At 64.5% G+C, this 21,002-nt stretch carries 9 protein-coding genes; 8 read left to right on the top strand and 1 reads right to left on the bottom strand.

The annotated features are described in order from the left end of the window. Positions 1 to 599 precede the first annotated feature (599 nt). The 5 genes from ntrX to hflX all read left to right on the top strand — a co-directional run bounded on the left by ntrX (position 600) and on the right by hflX (position 7,049). The gene (gene ntrX, locus BXY39_RS06890) at positions 600 to 2,009 is read left to right on the top strand and encodes a nitrogen assimilation response regulator NtrX (RefSeq protein WP_121938103.1); all 1,410 of its coding nucleotides are present in this window, start codon (positions 600 to 602) and stop codon (positions 2,007 to 2,009) included. A 33-nt stretch (positions 2,010 to 2,042) separates the two neighbouring features. After that, positions 2,043 to 3,419 (top strand): Trk system potassium transporter TrkA, encoded by a 1,377-nt coding sequence (gene trkA, locus BXY39_RS06885; protein ID WP_121938102.1) that lies wholly within the window; start codon positions 2,043 to 2,045, stop codon positions 3,417 to 3,419. Positions 3,420 to 3,504: 85 nt separating this feature from the next. After that, positions 3,505 to 4,947 carry a potassium transporter TrkG gene (locus BXY39_RS06880; protein ID WP_147453494.1) on the top strand — a complete coding sequence of 481 codons (1,443 nt, stop codon included), beginning with the start codon at positions 3,505 to 3,507 and terminating at the stop codon, positions 4,945 to 4,947. 179 nt (positions 4,948 to 5,126) lie between these two features. After that, positions 5,127 to 5,375 carry an RNA chaperone Hfq gene (gene hfq, locus BXY39_RS06875; protein WP_121938100.1) on the top strand — a complete coding sequence of 83 codons (249 nt, stop codon included), beginning with the start codon at positions 5,127 to 5,129 and terminating at the stop codon, positions 5,373 to 5,375. Between the two features lie 294 nt (positions 5,376 to 5,669). Then, entirely contained in the window at positions 5,670 to 7,049 is a 1,380-nt protein-coding gene (gene hflX / locus BXY39_RS06870; protein WP_245998989.1) for a GTPase HflX, read from the top strand. On the opposite strand, the gene mazG is transcribed toward hflX, so the two are convergent. Next, the gene (gene mazG / locus BXY39_RS06865) at positions 7,046 to 7,879 is read right to left on the bottom strand and encodes a nucleoside triphosphate pyrophosphohydrolase (protein ID WP_121938098.1); all 834 of its coding nucleotides are present in this window, start codon (positions 7,877 to 7,879) and stop codon (positions 7,046 to 7,048) included. The genes hflX and mazG overlap by 4 nt on opposite strands. 175 nt (positions 7,880 to 8,054) lie before the next feature. Between mazG and BXY39_RS06860 the strand changes: the two genes are divergently transcribed. From BXY39_RS06860 to BXY39_RS06850, 3 genes are all read left to right on the top strand, one after another. Then, complete coding sequence (locus BXY39_RS06860; protein ID WP_121938097.1) at positions 8,055 to 9,113, top strand: glycerophosphodiester phosphodiesterase family protein; 1,059 nt, start codon at positions 8,055 to 8,057, stop codon at positions 9,111 to 9,113. Positions 9,114 to 9,899: 786 nt separating this feature from the next. After that, positions 9,900 to 11,546: a ShlB/FhaC/HecB family hemolysin secretion/activation protein gene (locus BXY39_RS06855; RefSeq protein WP_245999019.1), complete on the top strand. Its 1,647-nt coding sequence runs from the start codon at positions 9,900 to 9,902 to the stop codon at positions 11,544 to 11,546. A gap of 138 nt (positions 11,547 to 11,684) precedes the next feature. After that, positions 11,685 to 20,945: a two-partner secretion domain-containing protein gene (locus BXY39_RS06850; RefSeq protein ID WP_121938095.1), complete on the top strand. Its 9,261-nt coding sequence runs from the start codon at positions 11,685 to 11,687 to the stop codon at positions 20,943 to 20,945. Positions 20,946 to 21,002 lie beyond the last annotated feature (57 nt).

Here is a 21,002-nt window from a genome sequence, read left to right as displayed (position 1 = left end):
TGAGCGATCCTGACTCATGCCGGGTGTGCCCGACGCCGTTGGGCGGCGGCCCCGGAAGAACAAGTCCCGTGAGGCCGGACCAGGTCGGCGGCCGGGGTGAATGGCCGGGGTGAATGGCCGGGGTGAATGGTCGGGGTGAATGGTCAGGGCGAACGGCCGGGACGGGCGGTCCGGGAAGAATGATGCAAGAGAGCGGCCCGGCGGGCCGGTCCGGGGTAAAAGTTCGGATGAATATATAGGGCGGCCAATCGGAGAAGCCGGCCGGGACAGCCTGTCGGGGCGGTCAGTGAGGGCGAACGGTCAGGACGGGCGAGCCGGGAAAGGCGATGCGGGAGACCGGCCCAAAAGACTGGCCCGAAAGACTGGCCCGAAAGAACGGGCAGAAAGGCCGGTCCGAGATAGGGCCCTGGATGAGCGATGCGGGAGAGCGGCCCGAAAAGGCCTGCCCGGAAGATCGGGCCAAAAGACCGGGCCAAAAGAAAAGACCGGGCGGAAAGGCCGGTTTGGCGGCACGGGCCGGAGGATAAGGCCCGAATGAACGGTATGAGAGAGCGATGCTAAGACAAGCGGGTCGGGAGGCCCGGAGGAGAAGTTGAGACGTGGCGCATGACATTCTGATCGTCGATGACGAGGAGGACATCCGCGAGCTGATCGCCGGCATCCTCGAGGACGAGGGGTACGGTGCCCGCACGGCGGCCAACAGCGAGGAGGGCATCGCCGAGATCGAGGCGCGGCTGCCGTCGCTCTTGGTGCTGGACATCTGGCTACAGGGCAGCAAGCTGGACGGGCTGGAAATGCTGGAGCTGGTGAAATCCCGCCACCGCGACCTGCCGGTGATCGTCATCAGCGGCCACGGCAACATCGAGACCGCCGTCGCGGCGATCAAGAAGGGGGCGTACGACTTCATCGAGAAGCCGTTCGAGGCCGACCAGCTGATCCTGACCATTCAGCGCGCCATCGAGGCCGACGCCCTGAAACGGGAAAACGAGGACCTGCGCCGCCGCGCGGCCGTGGCCGTCGACCTGACGGGCAAATCGGCGGCCATCAACGCCACCCGCCACAGCATCGAGAAGGTCGCCGCCACCAACAGCCGGGTCCTGATCGAGGGCGCGTCCGGCACCGGCAAGGAGGTGGCCGCGCGCCTGCTGCACCAGCGCTCGCACCGATCGGAGGCGCCGTTCGTCGTCATCAGCGCCGCGTCCATGGAACCGCAGCGGGTCGAGCGTGAGCTGTTCGGCGTCGAACAGAATGGCGGCGTGGTCAAGACCGGCTTGTTCGAGCGCGCCCACGGCGGCTCGCTGTTCATCGACGAAGTGGCCGACATGCCGCTGCCGACCCAGGCGAAAATCCTGCGCATCCTGACCGACCAGTCGTTCGAGCGGGTCGGCGGCAACACCCAGGTCAAGGTGGATGTGCGGGTCATTTCCGCCACGTCGCGCGACCTGCGGCAGGAGATCAACGACGGCCGCTTCCGCGAGGACCTGTATCACCGGCTGAATGTGGTGCCGCTGCGCATGCCGTCGCTGGCCGAGCGGCGCGAGGACATCCCGGTTCTGGCGCAGCATTTCCTGGACACCCTGTCGGAAGCCGCCGGCCGGCCGCGCGCGCAGCTGAGCGACGGGGCCACCGCCGCGCTTCAGGCCTATGACTGGCCCGGCAATGTGCGGCAGCTGAAAAACATCATCGAGCGCGTCGTCATCATGTCCGGCGACGAGGCCGGGCGGATGATCCGCACCCGCGACCTGCCGAGCGAGATCAAGTCCGGCTCGGGCGATCTGCTGAACAGCGGCACCTCGGTCGCCATCATGACGACGCCGCTGCGAGAGGCCCGCGAATCCTTCGAGCGGGAATATCTGCGTATCCAGATCAACCGCTTCAGCGGCAATATTTCCCGCACGGCCTCCTTCATCGGCATGGAACGCTCGGCCCTGCACCGCAAGCTGAAATCCCTGGGCCTTGCCGGGGGATCGAACAGCAAATCACCCGACGACAAGGACGCGGCGGAATAAGCCGGGCCTTGCGGGCAAGACGGGACACACGCCATGAAAGTGATTGTGTGCGGGGCGGGCCAGGTCGGCTTCAACATCGCCAAGCATCTGGCCAGCCAGCAGAATGACGTGACGGTGATCGACCGGTCCGCGACACTGACGCGGCGGATCGGAGAGCTGCTGGACGTCAAGGCCGTCCAGGGCCATGCCTCGGACCCCGGCATGCTGGAGCGGGCCGGCGCGGCGGACGCGGACCTGCTGGTGGCCGTCACCATGTCCGACGAGGTCAACATGATCGCCTGTCAGGTGGCGCACACGCTGTTCAGCGTCACCACCCGGGTGGCGCGCATCCGCAACCAGGCCTATCTGGAGGGCACCTGGGCCGACCTGTTCGCCCGCGACAGCCTGCCCATCGATGTGATCATTTCGCCGGAAATCGAGGTGGCCGAGGCGCTGTACAGGCGCCTTCTGGTGCCGGGCGCCTTCAACATGCTGCCCTTTGCCGAGGGCAAGATCCGGGTTCTCGGCCTGCCGCTGGGGGAAAACTGCCCGGTGGTGAACACACCGCTGCGCCAGTTGAGCGAGCTGTTTCCGAACCTGCGGACGGTGGTGCTGGCGGTCCTGCGCGGGGAGCGGATTTTCGTGCCCCGCAGTGACGATTCCCTACAGGTGGGCGATTCCATCTATATCGCGGTGGATTCCAAGACAACGGACCGGGCCATGGCGGTTTTCGGCCATGAGGAGACGACCGCCCAGCGGATCGTCATCGTCGGCGGCGGCAATGTGGGGCTGTTCCTGGCACGCAAGCTGGAGGAGCGCAGCCGCGCCGTCCATGTCAAGGTGATCGAGCGCAAGGCGGAACGGGCCGAGTTCATCGCCGAGCATCTGCAAAGCAGCATCGTCATCAACGGCGACGCGCTGGACCGGGATATCCTGACCGAGGCCAATGTCGCCCAGGCGGACGCGGTGGTGGCGGTCGCCGACGACGACGAGGTCAACATCCTGTCGACCCTGCTGGCCAAGCGGGAAGGGTGCCCGCGCGCCATGGCGCTGATGATCAACCCGGTCTACGGGTCGCTTGTCGGCAGTCTGGGGGTGGATGTGGCCCTGGACCCGCGCGAGGTGACCGTGTCGTCCATCGTGCGGCATATCCGCAAGGGCCGTATCCGCGACCTGTACAGCATCCGCGACGGCCAGGCGGAAATCATCGAGGCCGAGGTGCTGGAGGGCTCGGAAGCGGCCGGTCAGTCGATCCGCGACCTGAAGCTGAAGGGCGATGTGCGGATCGGTCTTTTGCTGCGCGACGAGGCCGTGGTCGTGCCGACACCGGAGGAGCGCCTGCACCCCGGCGATCATGTGGTTGTGCTGGCTCTACAGGATGCCGTCCGGCGGATCGAGCAACTGTTTTCCGCGCGGGCGGACGTTTTTTGAGCCGTACAGGGACACATAGGGCGACACACGGCGCCCGGTGGCGGTCCGCAAGGTGTCCGTCCATCCGGCGCGGAAGGCCGGACTGATGTGGCAGGCCCGGTTATTCTATCTGCTCGGCATCTGGATTTTGGGCATGGCGGCGCTGGAGGCCGCGCCGCTGCTGCTGGCGCTGTATCTGGGCGAGGAGCAGGCGCAAGGGGCGTTTCTGGCCGGCGTTTCGCTGTCGGTGCTGACGGGCGGCGCCCTTTTCCTGGGGTTTCGCGGGGCACGGCCCGTACGCCTGCCGGTTCTGACCCTGGTGATGCCGGTGGTGGGCGTGACCGTCCTGTCGTTGCAGGCGGCGGCGCCGTTTTTTTTCATGCGGCCGACACTGGGCCTGATGCCGGCGCTGTTCGACGGGTTTTCCATGCTGACCACAAACGGGGTCACGGCCTATGAGGGGATGGAGATTTTCAGCGCGCCGGAAATGCTGTGGCGGGCGCTGGTCGCCTGGTCCGGGGGCCTGGCCGCCATTGTGCTGAGCCTGTCCCTGCTGACGGCCATGAACAGCGGCGGCCTGCAACTGCACCGGTCGCCGCTGCCGTTCGGGGACAGCCGGGAAGGGTATGACCGGCTGCGGTCCACGTCGATGACGCTGTTTCCGCTGTACTGTCTTGTCACGGTGGTGGCCTGGCTGGCGCTGCTGATCACCGGCCTACCGTTTTTCGACGCGCTGATCCTGGCGTTGGCCAGTGTCAGCACCACCGGCATGGCGGCCGACGGCGGCCATGTGCTGCCGGGCGGCGCGGCCGCCTTTGTCGTCATGGTCACGGTTCTGATATCCGCCGGCAACTGGGACTTTCTGATGACGCGGCTGCAATCGGGCCGCTGGCTGATCGGGCGCGACCCCGAGGCCCGGTCGCTGGTGATCGTCTTCGCCCTTGGCCTGACCGCGGTCGCGGTGTCACTGCCGCCGGGCACACTGTCGGATATCGGCGACATTGTGATCCTGACGGTCAGCGCCATGACCACGACGGGTTTCATCCCCGCCGACATGACCATCCGGGAGAACCTGCCGCTGGCGATCGTCATCCTGGTGCTGGCCAGTTTCGGCGGCGCCGTCGCCAGCACGACGGGCGGTGTGCGCCATTTGCGGCTGATCATGCTGTGGCTTCAGGGCCGGAGGGAACTGGAACGGCTGGGACACCCGCACGGCGTGACCGCCCTGCGTTACGGCAGTGCCCGGGCCGAGACGAAGGACATGCACGCGGTGTGGCAACTGATCGCCAGTTTTATCCTGATGCTGGCGGCGGGCAGTCTTCTTTTGGCGATCATGGGCTTGCATTTTCGCGATGCACTCGCCATGTCATTTGCCATGCTGTCCCTTTCGGGACCGCTGGTGGCGCTCCTGGATCCGTTGTTTGCCGGCTTCGCCGGTCTGCGCGACGCGGAATATGGCATTCTGATCCTACTGATGATCGCCGGGAGGGTGGAAACGGCTGTTTTTTTTGCGTTTTTGCTACGGAGCCTTGGACGGTACCGGTACTGAAAAGCGTTGAAATTGCGCGTACACCCCGCCATAAACAACTGGCGGTCATGCAAAATGCATGACCCACACGGACGACGCGGCAGTCCGGCCTGAAAGCCACCCAAGGGTTCAGGAAGCAATCGTTTAACAGCCGGCAGACAGAACACGTATAGACAACACATAAAACAAGCGGACGGTCCATGTCTGATAAAAACCAAAATCTTCAAGACGTCTTCCTCAATGCAGTCAGAAAATCAAAAACACCGGTGACGGTCTTTCTGGTCAATGGTGTGAAATTACAGGGTGTGATCACCTGGTTTGATAATTTCTGCGTGCTGCTGCGCCGTGACGGCCATTCGCAGCTGGTGTACAAGCATGCCATTTCCACCGTCATGCCGGCCGATCATGTTCAGCTTTTCGAGCCGGACAAGGACGGCGACAGCCAATAACACCCGCCCGCCAAGCGCGGGCCGCCATGGTCTGACAGAGGACCATGGCCGACCGCCCGGAGGCCGATCCTGTCAGACCGCAAAGAGCCCAAAAGCCCCCCGAAACACCGCCGGACCGCCAGCAGTGACCGCAAGACCGGTCCTGGCGGTTCCATTAGGGGCGGTGACGTCAGCGGTGGTGAGACCAAGGGCGGTGACGTCAGGGACGGTTCCGGCGGCCAGTCCCCCGCCGGTGGCGGGGGATGGTCGACGGACGGCCTGGGCTATCTGAAGAAGAAACAGGCCCGTCAGCGGGTGCTGTTGTTGCATCCGGACGTGAGCGGTGAGCGGTCGCCCCTGAAACGCAGCGCCGAAGCGGCGCTGGAGGAAGCATCGGGCCTGGCGTCGGCCATCCGCATCGATCTGGTGGACAGCCTGATCGTGCCGGTCCGGCAGGTGCGCCCCGGACAGTATCTGGGGCCGGGCAAAATCGCGGAACTGGCCGACCGTATCCGGATCGACGAGATCGATCTGGTGATTTTCGATTGCGGTCTGAGCCCGATCCAGCAGCGGAATCTGGAACGGGCACTCGGCGCCAAGGTGATCGACCGCACCGCCCTGATCCTGGAAATTTTCGGCGACAGGGCCAGCACCCGCGAGGGTGAGTTGCAGGTGGAACTGGCGCATCTGACCTATCAGAAAAGCCGGCTGGTGCGATCCTGGACCCACCTGGAACGGCAACGCGGCGGCATGGGGTTCATGGGCGGTCCCGGCGAAACCCAGATCGAGGCCGACCGCAGGCTGATCGACGAACGCATCGCCCAGATCCGCCGGCAGTTGAAATCGGTCACGCGGACACGCGGCCTGCACCGCGCGCGGCGGCAAAAGGCGCCGTATCCGGTCATCGCCCTGGTGGGCTATACCAATGCCGGCAAATCCACGCTGTTCAACCGGATGACCCGTGCGGACGTGATGGCCAAGGATATGCTGTTCGCCACCCTGGACCCGACGCTGAGAGCGATTGACCTGCCGAGCGGGCGGCGCGTCATGCTGTCCGACACGGTTGGCTTTGTCTCGGAGCTGCCGACGACGCTGGTGGCCGCCTTCCGCGCCACGCTGGAGGAGGTGCTGGAGGCGGATATCGTCGTCCATGTCCGCGACGCCGCGCACGGCGACAGCGACATCCAGCGCGATGACGTGCTGGCGGTGCTGGCGGACCTGGGCCTGGAACCGGCACAGGACGGCCAGAGCCTGGCGCATCCCGAGCGGGGCCGGCTGCCCCTGATCGAGACCCTGAACAAGATCGACCTGGCCGACGACGAGACCCAGGCGGCGCTGGCCGCGACGGCGCGGCGCCACGGCCATATGGTGGCCCTGTCGGCGCTGACGGGCGAGGGCTGCGACGATCTGGTACAGACGCTGGACGGACTGTTGAGCGCACAGGATGTGGAGATGACCGTCACCGTGCCGTTCGCGGACGGCGCCACGCAGGCCTGGCTGAAGGCGCACAGCAACGTGCTGGATATCGGCCACGGCGAGGACGGCATGCGCTACACGGTCAGGGTCGACCCGGTGGCCTGGGCCAAATTCGCCAAGGACGGCGGCGACGGTATGCGCGAGGATATGAGCGACCAGGATATGGATGGGGACACCATGGACGCCGCCGGCATCGGGGAGACGGCCCGCCGGTCCTAATCGGCGGTGCCCGCTTTTTCCTCCGCCTTGGCGCGGTTCCACAGGGTGTCCATTTCGCCAAGGTCGGATTGTTCGGGGGTGCGGCCACTTTCGGCCAGAAACGCTTCGATGCGGCGGAAACGGCGTTCGAATTTGGCATTGGCGGCGCGCAGGGTTTCTTCCGGGTCCAGGGACAGATGCCGGGCCAGATTGGCGGCGGCGAACAGGAGATCGCCCATTTCCTCGGCAATGTGATCGGGGTCGGACCCGTCATCCTTTGCCTGACGCAATTCCTCGGCCTCTTCCGCGATCTTGTCGATGACGCCGTCGCTGGAGGGCCAGTCGAACCCGACACGGGCGGCACGTTTTTGCAGTTTGAGCGCACGCAGAAGCGCGGGCAGGGCCGGTATCACGCCGTCCAGCGCCGAGGGAACGCGGCCTTCGGCGGCGGCTTTGGCGTGACGCTCGCGGGCTTTTTGCGTTTCCCACGCGTGGGTCTGGGCGTCGGCATCCTCGACCGTGGCGCCGGCGAAGACATGGGGGTGGCGCCGGACCATTTTGTCGGAAATGCCGTGCACCACGTCGGCGAAGGTGAAATGGCCGGCTTCCTCGGCCATGCGGCTGTGAAAAATCACCTGCAACAGCAGGTCGCCCAATTCAGCGGCCAGTTCGGCCATGTCGCCGTCGCGGATGGCCTGATCGACCTCATAGGCCTCTTCGATGGTGTAGGGGGCGATGGTCTCGAAACTTTGTTCCACGTCCCACGGGCAGCCGGTGCGCGGGTCGCGCAGTCGGGCCATGATATCGATCAGATCGCCGATGGCGTAGCGTCGGGAGAGGGGATCATCCATGAGTGTCCAACACCGTCAAAAAAGCATCATCTTGTCACCGTATGTCCGGTGCGACATAGAGAAACGGTCGGCCCGCAAAAATGCAAGCGCGTTCTTGCCGGCCGGGTCCCTGAAAAGGGCCGAGGGACGGTCGGAACACCCGCGTCCCGTCCGCCCGCGATAGGAGTAAGCACGCATGTCGTTTCCCCGCCAGTCCGTCCCAGTCTTAAGGGCCGTCCCGGTCCTGAGGGCCGCCGCGATTGCCTTTCTGGCTTTTTTCGGCCACGGCCTGATCGCACCGGAAAGCCTGATCGCAAGGGACAATCAGGCCACAGCGGAAAATACGGCGCCCATGACCCCGCCGGACCCGGCGGTGTCCCATCACATCACCCTGCCGGAAGGGGGCTTGTCCCGCCTGATGGCCTGGCGGCCGGGCGCCATTCCCCTTGTCAGCCCGCACCGGGGCGGCCCCATGCCCGGCTATCCCGAGAATGCGCTGGAAACACTGCAAAACGCCCTGCGCTACGGGCCGGCGATCCTGGAGGTGGATGTCCGGCAGTTGCGGGACGGCACCCTGATCCTGATGCATGACCGCCGGCTGGAACGGACGACGACGGGCGCCGGCGCCGTCGCGGAGGCCGTCTGGGAGGATATCGCGCCCCTGCGGCTGAAGGATGCGGGCGGTACGGTGACATCGTTCGGCGTGCCCCGGCTGGAGACCGTGCTGGCCTGGGCGAAGGGCAGGGCCATCGTCAACCTGGATATCAAACGGGGAACGGAGACCGACCGGGTCATCGATGCGGTGCGCCGCACCGGGACGCAGGACAACGCCGTCATCATCACATACGGGCTGGATCAGGCAAAAGCCGTGCATGCCAAGGCGCCGGAGCTGATGATGACCGTATCCATGCGCAGCCTGGAGGAGATCGCGGCGGTGAAAAACAGCGGGATCGCCCGCGACCGCATCATCGCCTGGACGGGCACGCGGCCGCTTGAACGCAGTCTGTACGACGCCATTCACCGCGAGGGCTGGCGCGTCACGGTCGGGACGCTGGGCTTTAACGATCAGGCAACGGACCGGCGGATTGCCGCATCGGGCGACGACAGGGCCTATGTGGAGATTGCCGCCCAGGGCGCCGACATCATCGCCACCGACCGTCACTGGGCGGCACAGTGGGCCCTGCATAATCGAAGCATTTACTTTTTCTCCGTCCAGCGGCCGGCGGCGGGCCGGGGCGATCGCTCTCGGGACTGACACAGCAAAAGAGGACAACTTTTGTCCGGAAAAAAGGCAGCCACGGGTCGTTTTCCCGTGGCCGTCACCCCGTCCGGTGCACGCCGAGAGTGAACATAAAAGCGACAAATCACATTAAATACGAATTTTAATACATTGTTTTAAAATATTTTTTAATTTCTTTGCAACGCCTGTCTTTTATATCGCGACAGGCGCTTTTTCCTGAAGGCCGGATAACCTGAATGTCATGAAATTATGCATCTTTCAGGCCAAAAATTTGCATAAAATTATATCAAATTTCTATTTTATCGTCACTTATGTCTTGACAAATTTAGTTAAAATTTTGTTAATTTTACAACATCAGAGCGATTTTTATTGATGAGGCCCAATCTCTCGTGCCGGGACAGAGGGCTTTTTTAAAACGAAAAATATCAGCCACGAGAACAACAATACGAGTTGGCTGGGTGTGGGGCAGACAAAAGCGACAACAGAAGCAAGCAGGCACCCAAATGGGATGCCGTGTCGTGCCCCGCAGATACGAGGTCATGAATAAAGGGTGTTGGGAAACAATCTGAGATTGTTTCGGGTCTTGGGGTCGAGAACGTGTACCAGAAAAAGCAAACGCAGCGGCGTGATGCCGTGTCGTGTGGGACGGAACGGGTCTTCGCGCCTGTAAACGGGGTCATTGCAAACGGGACTGAAGCGGCCTTTCCGCCGGTTCGCCAGACTGTTGCTGTCCAGACTGTTGCTGTCCAGACTATCGCTTTCAGGCGGGGGGTCCTTTTCCTGAGTGCACTTTTGCTGAGTGTGCTGTGGGCGCTTGCGGCGCACGCGCAGCAGCAGGAAGTGCCGCCGACGGTGGACCCGTCCCAGCTTGAGCGTCAGTTCGAGCGGGAGCGTCTGCCGGAATCGCAGCTGGATATCGTCATTCCCAAACAGGAGGATATGGCGCCGGAGGACAGCGACGCCATCCGCTTTACCCTGACGGGTCTTGTGGTCGAGGGATCGACGGTTTACGGGGAGGCCGATTTCCTGCCGTTTTATCAAAAGCGGCTTGGCACGGAGATCACCCTGACGCAGGCCTATACCATCGCCCGCGCGCTGACGACGAAATACAGGAATGACGGCTATATCCTGTCGCAGGTGATTGTTCCGCCGCAGCGGATCGAGGGCGGTGTGCTGCGCCTGCGCGCCGTTGAGGGCTTTATCGACAAGGTCACGGTCAACGGCGATGTCGCCGGCGGCGGCAGGCTGTTGCGGCGATACGGCGAAAAAATCCGCAATTCCCGCCCGTTGAAGGCGGATGTTCTGGAGCGTTACATCCTGCTGGCCGGCGACCTGCCGGGCATGACGGCGCAGGCGGTTCTGAGCGCATCGCCGACGACGCCGGGCGCCAGCGATCTGGATATCGTGGTGCGGGAGAAGCGTTTGGAGGGCTTTGCCTCGGTCGACAACCGGGGGTCCCGGTTCAGCGGCCCGGTACAGGGACAGTTGGGCGTCAGCCTGAATTCCCTGTTCGGCACGCATGAGCGCACCCGGTTCCGTTTCATCGGGGCGGCGCAGCTTTCGGAATTGCGATCCTATGAGGCCGAGCATGTGCGCCAGATCGGCAGCGAGGGTCTGACGGTGGCGGTTCTGGGCCGGTATACGGAATCAGAGCCGGGCGGCGCGCTGGAAGACAGCGAGATTGAAAGTGAATCCATCAGCGCCGAACTGCTTGTGAATTATCCCATTATCCGGACACGGGCGAAAAATCTGAACGTGCGGGCCGGTTTCAGTTTCCGCGATACGGAGACCGCGATTTTGGACACGCCGTTCACCGACGACCGTATCCGGGCGGCGCGGGCCGGGCTGTCCTATGATTTTGTCGATGCCTGGGAAGGGATCAACCTGGTCGATGTGGAGGTCAGCCGGGGCCTGGGCATTCTGGATGCCAGCGAGCCGGGCGCGCCGGAACTGTCGCGCGCGGGCGCCGACACCACCTTTACCAAGGTCAATCTGTCGCTGTTCCGGCTGCAACGCCTTGGCGGCGGCTTCAGCCTGCTGCTGAACGCCATCGGCCAGTATTCAGACGACCGTCTGGTGGCCTCGGAAGAGTTTGCCATCGGCGGCAGCCGTTTCGGGCGGGCCTTCGACCCGTCGCAGGTCTCGGGCGACCGCGGCGTTGCCGGGCGGGTGGAACTGCGCAACGACCGCGCCGTCACCAGCGACATTCTGGAGGGCATCCAGTTTTACGCCTTTTACGATTACGGCTCGGTGTGGCGCCGGTCCGCCGGCGGGCTGGCCTCGTCGCGGGACGAGCTGTCGTCCACCGGCGCGGGCGCGCGCCTGTATCTGGGCGAGGCGGTGACAGCCAATATTGAAATGGTGGTGCCGGTTATCGGCGACGCGGCATCGCGCGGCGATGACGGCGACAATGTACGGGCGCTGTTCGGGGTGTCGGTGGCCTTTTGAGGCCCTGTCAGGGCGGAGGCCGGTGAGGCAAGCACCGGCTGAGCGACAGCCAAAAGGCAACCACAACCCAAAAGACAAGCAGAACAACGCCAGAAACACTGCAAGAGCAACTTTCAGAGTGAAAACGGGAAAACAGCCATGTCCGGTTCAAATCAGATGCAAGGCGCAGCCCAATCCCAGCAGACGGTATCCGACGAACAGACGGTATCCGGCCAATCGGCACTGCACGGGGGCCGGTGTCTGAAGACCCTGTTGAGCACCACGGCCATCGCCCGGACGTGGTTTACCGCCTGCGTTCTGGGGACGCTGCCGCTTCAGGCCGCACTCGCCAATCCCACGGGCGGGACCGTGGTGGCCGGCACGGTGGACATTGTCGAGACCACGAACAGACGCATGGATGTGATCCAGTCGACGAACCGGGCCATTGTGGACTGGCGCACATTTTCCATCGCGCGCGGCGAGCACGTCCATTTTGAGCAGAACGGGCCGGATGCCGTCATCCTGAACCGGGTCACCGGTGATGTCACATCGGAGATTTTCGGCGACCTGACCGCGACGGGCCAAGTGATGCTGATCAACCCGAACGGCGTTTTCTTCGGGCAGAGCGCGCGCATCGACGTGGCCGGTCTGGTGGCGTCGACGGCGGACATTGCCAATACCGATTTCATGGCCGGCAATTATGTGTTCAACACCCCGGGCAATGCGGGCGCGGCGATCATCAATGAAGGGCATGTCTCGGCGGCCGATAACGGGCTGGTCGCCTTTGTCGCGCCGGGCGTGGTCAACCGGGGCGTTATCAGCGCGCGTCTTGGCCGTGTCAGCCTGGCGGCGGGCAACCGGTTTTCATTGGATCTGTACGGCGACCGTCTTGTCCAGCTTGCGGTGGACGACACGGTGGCCGAGCGGGCCTTCGGCGCGGACGGCGCGGCGCTGGACAGCGCGCTTGAGAACAGCGGCGCCATCATCGCCGACGGCGGTACCATCGCCATGACGACGGACGTCGCGCGCGGCGTCGTCGACCAGGTGATCAACATGACCGGCATCGTGCAGGCACGGTCCGTCGGCATGGAGGGCGGTGTCGTCATCCTGAACGGCGGTGAGACGGGCACCATGCTGGTGGACGGTTCCATCGATGTGTCGTCAGAGGGCGGCGCGTTGGGCGGCGGCAGCGTCGACATACTGGGCGAGACGATCGAGGTGACCGCCAACAGCGTGATCACGGCCAATGCGGCGGACACGGGCGACGGCGGCGAGGTGATCGTCTTTGCCGACAACAGCCTGCGCTTCAACGGCCGGGTGGAGGCACGCGGCGGCGCGCACGGCGGCGACGGCGGCTTTGTCGAGACATCGGGCACGAACCTGTCGGTGCTGGCGGGCACCGTGATCGACACATCGGCACCGAACGGCGAGGCCGGTACCTGGCTGCTGGACCCGGTGACACTGAATGTGGTGGAAACCGCGTCCGGTGGGGATGAGGTGCTTGTCAGCGCCATCGAGACCAATATGGACACAGGCAATGTGGTGCTGGAGGCGCAGGAGACCATCAATGTCAATGCCGCCATCGACACCAGCGCCCAGGGCAACAGCCACAGCCTGACCTTGAGGGATGAAAACGCCGACAACACCCTGACCATCAATCTGAACGCCGCCATCACACTGGGCGCCAGCCAGTCCCTGACCGGTGACGGCAGCGTGGTCAATGTGTCCAGTGCCGCGACGATCCAGAACGGTGTGGACGTGGCGGCGGCGAACGCCACGGTGAATATCGCCGCCGGGACCTACACCGAGGATGTGACGGTGACGACAGCGGGCCTGACGCTTGCGGGTGCGCAGGCCGGCGTGGCGGCAAACGGGCGCGGCGGCGCCGAGACCGCCGTGACAGGGGTCATCCATGTCACCGGCACGGCGGACGGCACGACCATCGACGGCCTGACAGTGAATGAGGGCAACACCCTTCTCGGCGCGCTGGCCGGCGTTTACATCAACAGCGGCGCGACCGGGATCACGGTGGAAAATACCATCTTCGCCCGCAGCGGCGCGGTGGACGGCGATCTGTCGCGCGGTATCGTCACCGTCTTCAACGGCGGCAACACGGGGCTGACCGTCCGCAACAACAGCTTCAGCGGGTGGCACACCGGCGTCTTCCTCAACCCCGGCGCCACCGGGGCACAGGTGACCGGCAATGTGTTCGACACCAATTTCGTCGGTATGTCGGTGGACGGTCCGGACGGCACGATCGTGACCGGCAACACCTTTACCGGCAATGGGTTCGAAGGTCTGGGCATCGGCCCCGGGCCGGGCCTGACGGGTATAACGCTTCAAAACAACAGTTTCGACGGCAGCAACACCGCCTATGTGGGACTGTATGACAGCAGCCTGGATCTGGACCTGACGGCGAACAGCTTCGGCGGTGTCAACGCCGCCGACATGACCCTTGCCGAACTGCTGGATGCCGAGACCAAGATCGGTCACGGCGTGGATGCCAGCGGCGGCTATGCGGGTTTTGCCACGCTGCGTGACGGTCATGTGTTCGTCACCAACGGCAACAGCATCAACACCGGTCTGACCTTTGCCAACAGCGGCGACACCGTCGCCGTGGGGGCAGGCACTTACGCCGAGGATGTGGCGATTTCCACCGCTGTCACCCTGGTTGGCTCCGGCTCCGGTGTGACGACCATTCAGGGCCAGGCGGGCGGCCAGACGGCGGCGGTGCATGTGGGCACCAGCGGTGTGACGCTGGGCGGCAGCGGCGCGGGCTTCACCATCGAGGGCGCCGGCGTGCGCGCGGTGCATCTGGACGAGGGTGTGACGAATGTGACGGTCGAGGGCAACACCATTGTCGCGGCGGAAAACAATGTCGGCCTCGACACGCAAGGGTCCCTACGGGACATCACCATCACGGGCAATACCTTCTCGGCCGCCGGCAGCGGCACCAACCGGCAGCTTGTCTATATCAACGGGGCGGCCAGCCTGGGCGCGGGGCGTGCGTCCAGCAATGTGGACGTGACGGGCAACACTTTCACCGGCACGGCGCAACTGGCCCTCGGCCATGAGGCGTCCGGCAGCGACATCACCGGCAACAGCTTCACCGGCACCAACAGCTATGCCACGGTTGAATTGTGGTCGGCGCCGACGGCGTTCAGCGGCAACAGCTTCAACACCGGCAACGTGGCCCATGTGCGCCGTTCGGCCAATGCCGGCACCGGCGACCAGACCTATGGCAGCATCGATGCGGTGATCGCCGCCAACACATTCGCCACCGCCGTCTATATCGGCACCGGCGGCGCGGTCGCGGCCGGCGAGAGCAGCGTTCTTCACGGCGATATCGAGACCGTGACCGATATGGCGGTGTCCGGCGATACCGTGACCATCATGAACGGCACCTATGACCTGGCGGGCGATCAGCTTCACATCACCACGGACAATATCGCGCTTGTGGGCGAGAGCGAGGCCGGGGTCGTGATCGACGCCAGCGCCGTGCCGTCCGAGGCTGGGGTCCTGGTTCATTCCGACGGGGTGACGTTCGAGAACATGACCATTCAGGGGCCGACGGCCAACACGTTCGGCCTGAAACTGCGGCCGCTGGCGGACGATCCGAGCTTGAGCTTTACCCTGCGCAACATCACGGTGCAGGGCAGCGGGCGGACGGAAATCGATATCCTCGATGTCAGCGGCGCGCTGCTTGAAAATGTGACGGCGCTTGGTCAGGACACCGGCGGTGTCGGCATCGCCATCACCGATTCCGACACCATCACCCTGCGGAACATCACCACCAGCGGCAATCAATGGGGCGGCATCGGCATCTTCACCGCCGACCGCTTCGCGCTGGCGCCCCATCCCGCACCCGGTGTCGGCACCACCGACATCACCCTGACGGGGACCAATTCGCTGGGGGAAAGCAACCCGATCTATGCGGAAAACGATGTAGCGGGCGACGGCAGTTTCCTGACCATCACGAACCTGACGCTGGAAGGGTATGAGTATACGGTGCAGAACAGCACCCACCGCGGCGACGGCGCGGAATTCACCTATTTCCAGTCCAGTGTTGAAGACGCGATCAACTTTGCCCTGGCGCTGGCGACACCGCAGGATTCCATTGTGCGGCAGAATGCGTCGGGCACGGTCTATACCGACACGGACGGCGATGTGAACCTGGACGCCGACGGCGGCTATTTCGTCGGCAGCAATGGGGCCACCGCCATGTCGATCCAGGCGGCGCTGGACCAGACCGTGGACGGCGACAGCGTCACCGTCCTGGCCGGCACCTACGCCGAGGATGTAGCGATCACCACGGACATCAGCCTGATCGGCGCGGGCGCGGACGTGACGACCATTCAGGGCCAGACCGGCGGCGAGACGGCGGCGGTGCATGTGGGCGCCAGCGGTGTGACGCTGGGCGGCAGCGGCGCGGGCTTCACCATTGAAGGGGCCGGCGTGCGCGCGGTGCATTTGGGCGAGGGTGTGACGAATGTGACGGTCGCGGGCAACAGCGTCGTCGCGGCGGAAAACGGCATCGGCCTGGATAGCCAGGGGTCGCTTCAGGACATCGTCATCACCGGCAATGCGTTTTCCGTCGCCGGCAGCGGCACCAACCGGCAGCTTGTCTATATCAACGGGGCGGCCAGCCTGGGCGCGGGGCGTGCGTCCAGCAATGTGGACGTGACGGGCAACACTTTCACCGGCACGGCGCAACTGGCCCTCGGCCATGAGGCGTCCGGCAGCGACATCACCGGCAACAGCTTCACCGGGACCAACAGCTATGCCACGGTTGAATTGTGGTCAGCGCCGACCGCCTTTACCGGCAACAGCTTCAACACCGGCAATACGGCGCATGTGCGCCGTTCGGCCAATGCCGGCACCGGCGACCAGACATACGGCAGCATCGATGCGGTGATCGCCGCCAACAGCTTCGCCACCGCCGTCTATATCGGCACCAGCGGCGCGGTCGCGGCGGGCGGGAGCAGCACGCTGTACGGCGATATCGAGACCGTGACCGATATGGCGGTGTCCGGCGATACCGTGACCATCATGAACGGCACCTATGATCTGGCGGGCGATCAGCTCAGCATCAATACGGACAATATCGCGCTTGTGGGCGAAAGCGAGGCCGGGGTCGTGATCGACGCCAGCGCCGTACCGTCCGAGGCCGGGGTGATCGTCTTCTCCGATGGCGTGACGCTGGAAAATATGACCATTCAGGGGCCAACGGCCAACACGTTCGGCCTGAAACTGCGCCCGCTGGCGGACGACCCGAGCCTGAGCTATACGCTGCGCAATATCACGGTGCAGGGCAGCGGGCGGACGGAAATCGACATTTTGGGTGTGACCGGCGCGCTTCTGGATAATGTGACGGCGCTTGGTCAGGACACCGGCGGCGTCGGCATTGCCATCACGGATTCCCATAACATCACATTGCAGACCATCACCACCAGCGGCAATCAATGGGGCGGTATCGGCATCTTCACCGCCGGACGCTTCGCCACCGGGGGCACCAGCAACATCACCCTGACGGGGACCAATTCGCTGGGGGAAAGCAACCCGATCTACGCCGAAAACGATGTGGCGGGCGACGGCAGCTTCTTCACCATCACGGACCTGACGCTGGAAGGGTATGAGTATACGGTGCAGAACAGCACCCACCGCGGCGACGGCGCGGAATTCACCTATTTCCAGTCCAGCCTGGATGACGCCGTTACCTTTGCCCTGGCACTGGCGACACCGCGGGATTCCATTGTGCGGCAGAATGCGTCCGGCACGGTTTACACCGATACGGACGGCGACGTGAACCTGGACGCCGACGGCGGTTATTTCGTCGGCAGTAACGAGACCGACGCCATGTCGATCCAGGCCGCGCTGGACCGGACCGTGAACGGCGACAGCGTCACCGTCCTGGCCGGCACCTATGTTGAGGATGTGACGCTGGGCACGGACGGCGTGACCGTCACGGGCGTACAAGCCGGTGTGGATGCGCGGGGACGCAGCGGCGGGTCAGAATCCGTTCTGCTGGGCACAATGACGCTGGACGACGGTGCCGACAATGCGGTGATCGACGGTCTGACGGTGCAACAGGCGGCCGGGACCAACACTAACGGCATTCTTGTCGGAACCGGGGCGACCGGCGTCACCATCCGCAACACCGTCTTTGACGGCAACGACGCATTTGTCAGCGGACGCGGCATAGTGACCGCCGACAAGGGCGGCAATACGGACCTGACGGTGACGCGCAACAGCTTCAGCGGCTGGCGCACCGGTTTCTATGTGGAGGAGGGCACGCCGGGCGTCATCATCACCGACAATGATTTTGACGGCAATTTTGTCGGCCTGGCCTTTGAACAGCCGGACGGCATCACGGTGACCGGCAACCGCTTTGCCAACAATTCCTTCGAGGGTATCGGCTTCGGTGCGCCCACGGGTGGGGCGCTGACGGCCACGATCACCGGCAACAGTTTCGAGGACAGCAACACCACGCATGTGAGCCTGTATGACGCCGCGCTGGCGGTGGACCTGACGGCCAACAGCTTCGGCGGGGTGGCCGCCGGCGACATGACCATCGCCCAACTGCTGAATACGGAGACGAAAATCAACCACGGTGTTGACGGCAGCGGCTTCGACGGCTTTGCGACATTGCGGGAAAACAGCGTCTTCGTCGCGGCGGACAACAGTATCAACAGCGGGCTTGCCTTCGCCGCAAGCGGCGATACCGTCCATCTGGCCGCCGCGACCTACAATGAGGCGGTGACGATGAGCACGGCGGGCGTGATCCTGTCGGGCGCCGAGGGCGCGACGATCGAGGTGGCGCAAGGGGCCACGGGCGTGGCTGTGACCGCCAGCGACGTGACGGTGCGGGACCTGACGATCGACGGGCCGTTCAACGGCACGCCCTTTACCCAGACGGACTGGGACAGCACCGGCAATTCCTTCGGCATCAGCATCGGCGGCGGGGCCACGGGCGTGACCGTCACCGGCGCCACCATCACAAATCTGCGCACCGGCATCTCGGCCGTGAACGGCACCGGCGGCACGATCACCAACACCGTGATCGACAACACCAAGGGGTCCATCCTGTTGCGGACCGACGGGTTCACCATCAGCGGCAACAGCATCGGCGGCACCGGCAGCGAATGGGACATCGTCTTCCTGGACGGGGTGACGGACGGGGCGTATGCGACATCGCCCAATGTGGACGAGGCCGCATACGGCGCCGCCATCATGGCGCTGTCATCGGACAATGGCGGCATGCGCATCCTGGACCGGCGGTATGGATCCAACGGGTTCCTCGGCAGCACGCCGGAATTCGGCAACCGGTCGCATGTGGATGTGGCGCAGGGGTCCGGCTTTACCGCCTCGGACGATTTCGATCTGGGCAACGGTCTGGGCAATGCGCGCCAGCCGCTTGACCGGATCAATGACGGACTGGACGCGGCGGTCATCGGCGGCATCGTCACCGTCGGCGCCGGGACGTACAGCGAGACCCTTGATATCGCCGCCAATGTGACCCTGATCTTCGCCGACGCCGGGGTCGGCATCGACGGCCTGACGGCGGCAGGCGGCACCACCGTCGGCCTGTCCGGCCGTCTGACATCCGAGGGGACGGTCACGGTCAGCGGCGACGCGGTCCTGTCCGGTGACACGGTGATCGATACCAGCGCCGGCAACGGCGCCGTGACCTTCGCCGGCGAGGTGGACGGCACGACGGCGGGGGCACAGGCCCTGACCGTTGACGCCGGCAGCGGCACCGTGACGGTCAACAATATGGGCCAAAGCGTCCGCCTTGGCGCCGTCACCGTGACGGCGGGCGATTATGACGCGTCCACCGGCACAACGGATGTGGCCAGCATGACGGTCAATGCCAGCGGCGACATCAATGTGGGCGAAAACACGCTGAATTCCGACGGCATCGTGTCGCTGAACGGCCGCAACATCCAGGGGCGGATCAATTCGCAAGGCAGCGTGGACCTGGACGCCAGCGAAAGCGTGACCACCGAGGTCACAGCCACCCAGGCCGTCACCATCGCGGCCGAGGAAGACATCGTGGTCACGGTGACAACGAACGGTGACGTGGACCTGAGCGCCGAGGATGTCAGCGGCACCGTCAGCGGCAACAATGTGGAGGTCGCGGCGACCGAAAGCGTCAGCACCACGGTCACCGCCACCGGTGACGCCGACCTGTCCGGGACCAATATCAGCGGTACCGTCAGCGGCGCCAATGTGGGTATCGCCGCCACCGGTACGGTGCAAACCAATGTCACCGCCACCGGTGACGCCGACCTGTCCGGCAGCGATATCAGCGGCACCGTCAGCGGCGCCAATGTGGGTATCGCGGCCACCGGTACGGTCGAAACCAATGTCACATCCGCCAATGACACCACCATCAGTGCCGACAGGGTGGTCAATTCCACCGTCAACAGCAGCAATGCGGTGACGGTCACCGCCGTCAGCGCCGTGGAAATCGACGTGACCGCGTCCGACGCCGTCACGGTCGAGGGCGAAGACGTCGAAGGCAGTTTCAGCGGCGCGGATGTGTCCATCGATGCGGAGAATGAGGTCATCGCCAGCGTCACGGCAACGCAAACCGCCGAGATCGACGGCGCAAGCATCCAGGGCACGGTGACGGCGGAAACCGCCGAGGTGACGGCGACAGAGTCCATCGATGTGGAAGCGGATGTGGAGGAGATCACCGTATCGTCGCAAGGCACGGCGGAGATCACAGGATCGGTCGACAGCATCACGGTGGACGAAAACAGCCAGCCGGTGACGGTGAATGACGAGACCGTCGATCCCGGCACCACCGCTGAACCTGAGCCGGAACCCGAACCGGAGCCGGAACCTGAGCCAGAACCCGAGCCAGAACCCGAGCCAGAACCCGAACCAGAGCCGGAACCTGAGCCAGAACCCGAGCCGGAACCGGAACCCGAGCCAGAACCGGAGCCCGAACCTGAGCCCGAACCCGAGCCGGAGCCCGAGCCTGAACCCGAGCCTGAACCCGAGCCGGAGCCCGAACCCGAGCCTGAACCCGAGCCGGAGCCCGAACCCGAGCCGGAGCCCGAACCGGAAGTCATCACCGACGGCAACAGCGTTCTGGAACCGGAGTTCGCCGGGGCACAGGACGGCGGCCAGGATGCGGATACACCGGGCGATCTGGCACAGACGGACGCACCGCTGGGTGAGGTTTTCGGCCTGTCCTTCGCGCTGGGTATTGCCCCGAGCGAAATCCTGACCGCCGCCGGGCAGGAAGAAGATGGTGACGACGGGCAGGACGGCGAAGAGGACACCACGTCGCTGTCGGATTTCCTGGAGGATTTCTGGACCTATTATAAAAACAGGCAGCAGACGGCATCCGCCACAGACAGTGCGGGGAACAGTGAAGACGAGGACGAGGAGAATAGCGGGGAGGAGTGACCCCGCGTCCACGGGGCAGACCGGTGACAGACCGGAGGGGGGCGATGCGCTTTAACG

The organism is Eilatimonas milleporae, from assembly GCF_003688555.1.
Taxonomy (GTDB): Bacteria; Pseudomonadota; Alphaproteobacteria; order Sphingomonadales; family Kordiimonadaceae; genus Eilatimonas; species Eilatimonas milleporae.
The sequence above is the reverse complement of the archived record's forward strand: the minus strand, read 5'-3'. Positions and strand labels throughout refer to the sequence as shown.

What these genes read in the sequence shown, in the direction of transcription:
- BXY39_RS06880 (WP_147453494.1), top strand. Translation starts at nt 3,505, where the DNA reads ATGTGGCAGGCCCGGTTATTCTATCTGCTCGGCATCTGGATTTTGGGC.
- mazG (WP_121938098.1), bottom strand. Translation starts at nt 7,879, where the DNA reads ATGGATGATCCCCTCTCCCGACGCTACGCCATCGGCGATCTGATCGAT.
- BXY39_RS06850 (WP_121938095.1), top strand. Translation starts at nt 11,685, where the DNA reads ATGTCCGGTTCAAATCAGATGCAAGGCGCAGCCCAATCCCAGCAGACG.
- BXY39_RS06860 (WP_121938097.1), top strand. Translation starts at nt 8,055, where the DNA reads ATGTCGTTTCCCCGCCAGTCCGTCCCAGTCTTAAGGGCCGTCCCGGTC.
- trkA (WP_121938102.1), top strand. Translation starts at nt 2,043, where the DNA reads ATGAAAGTGATTGTGTGCGGGGCGGGCCAGGTCGGCTTCAACATCGCC.
- hfq (WP_121938100.1), top strand. Translation starts at nt 5,127, where the DNA reads ATGTCTGATAAAAACCAAAATCTTCAAGACGTCTTCCTCAATGCAGTC.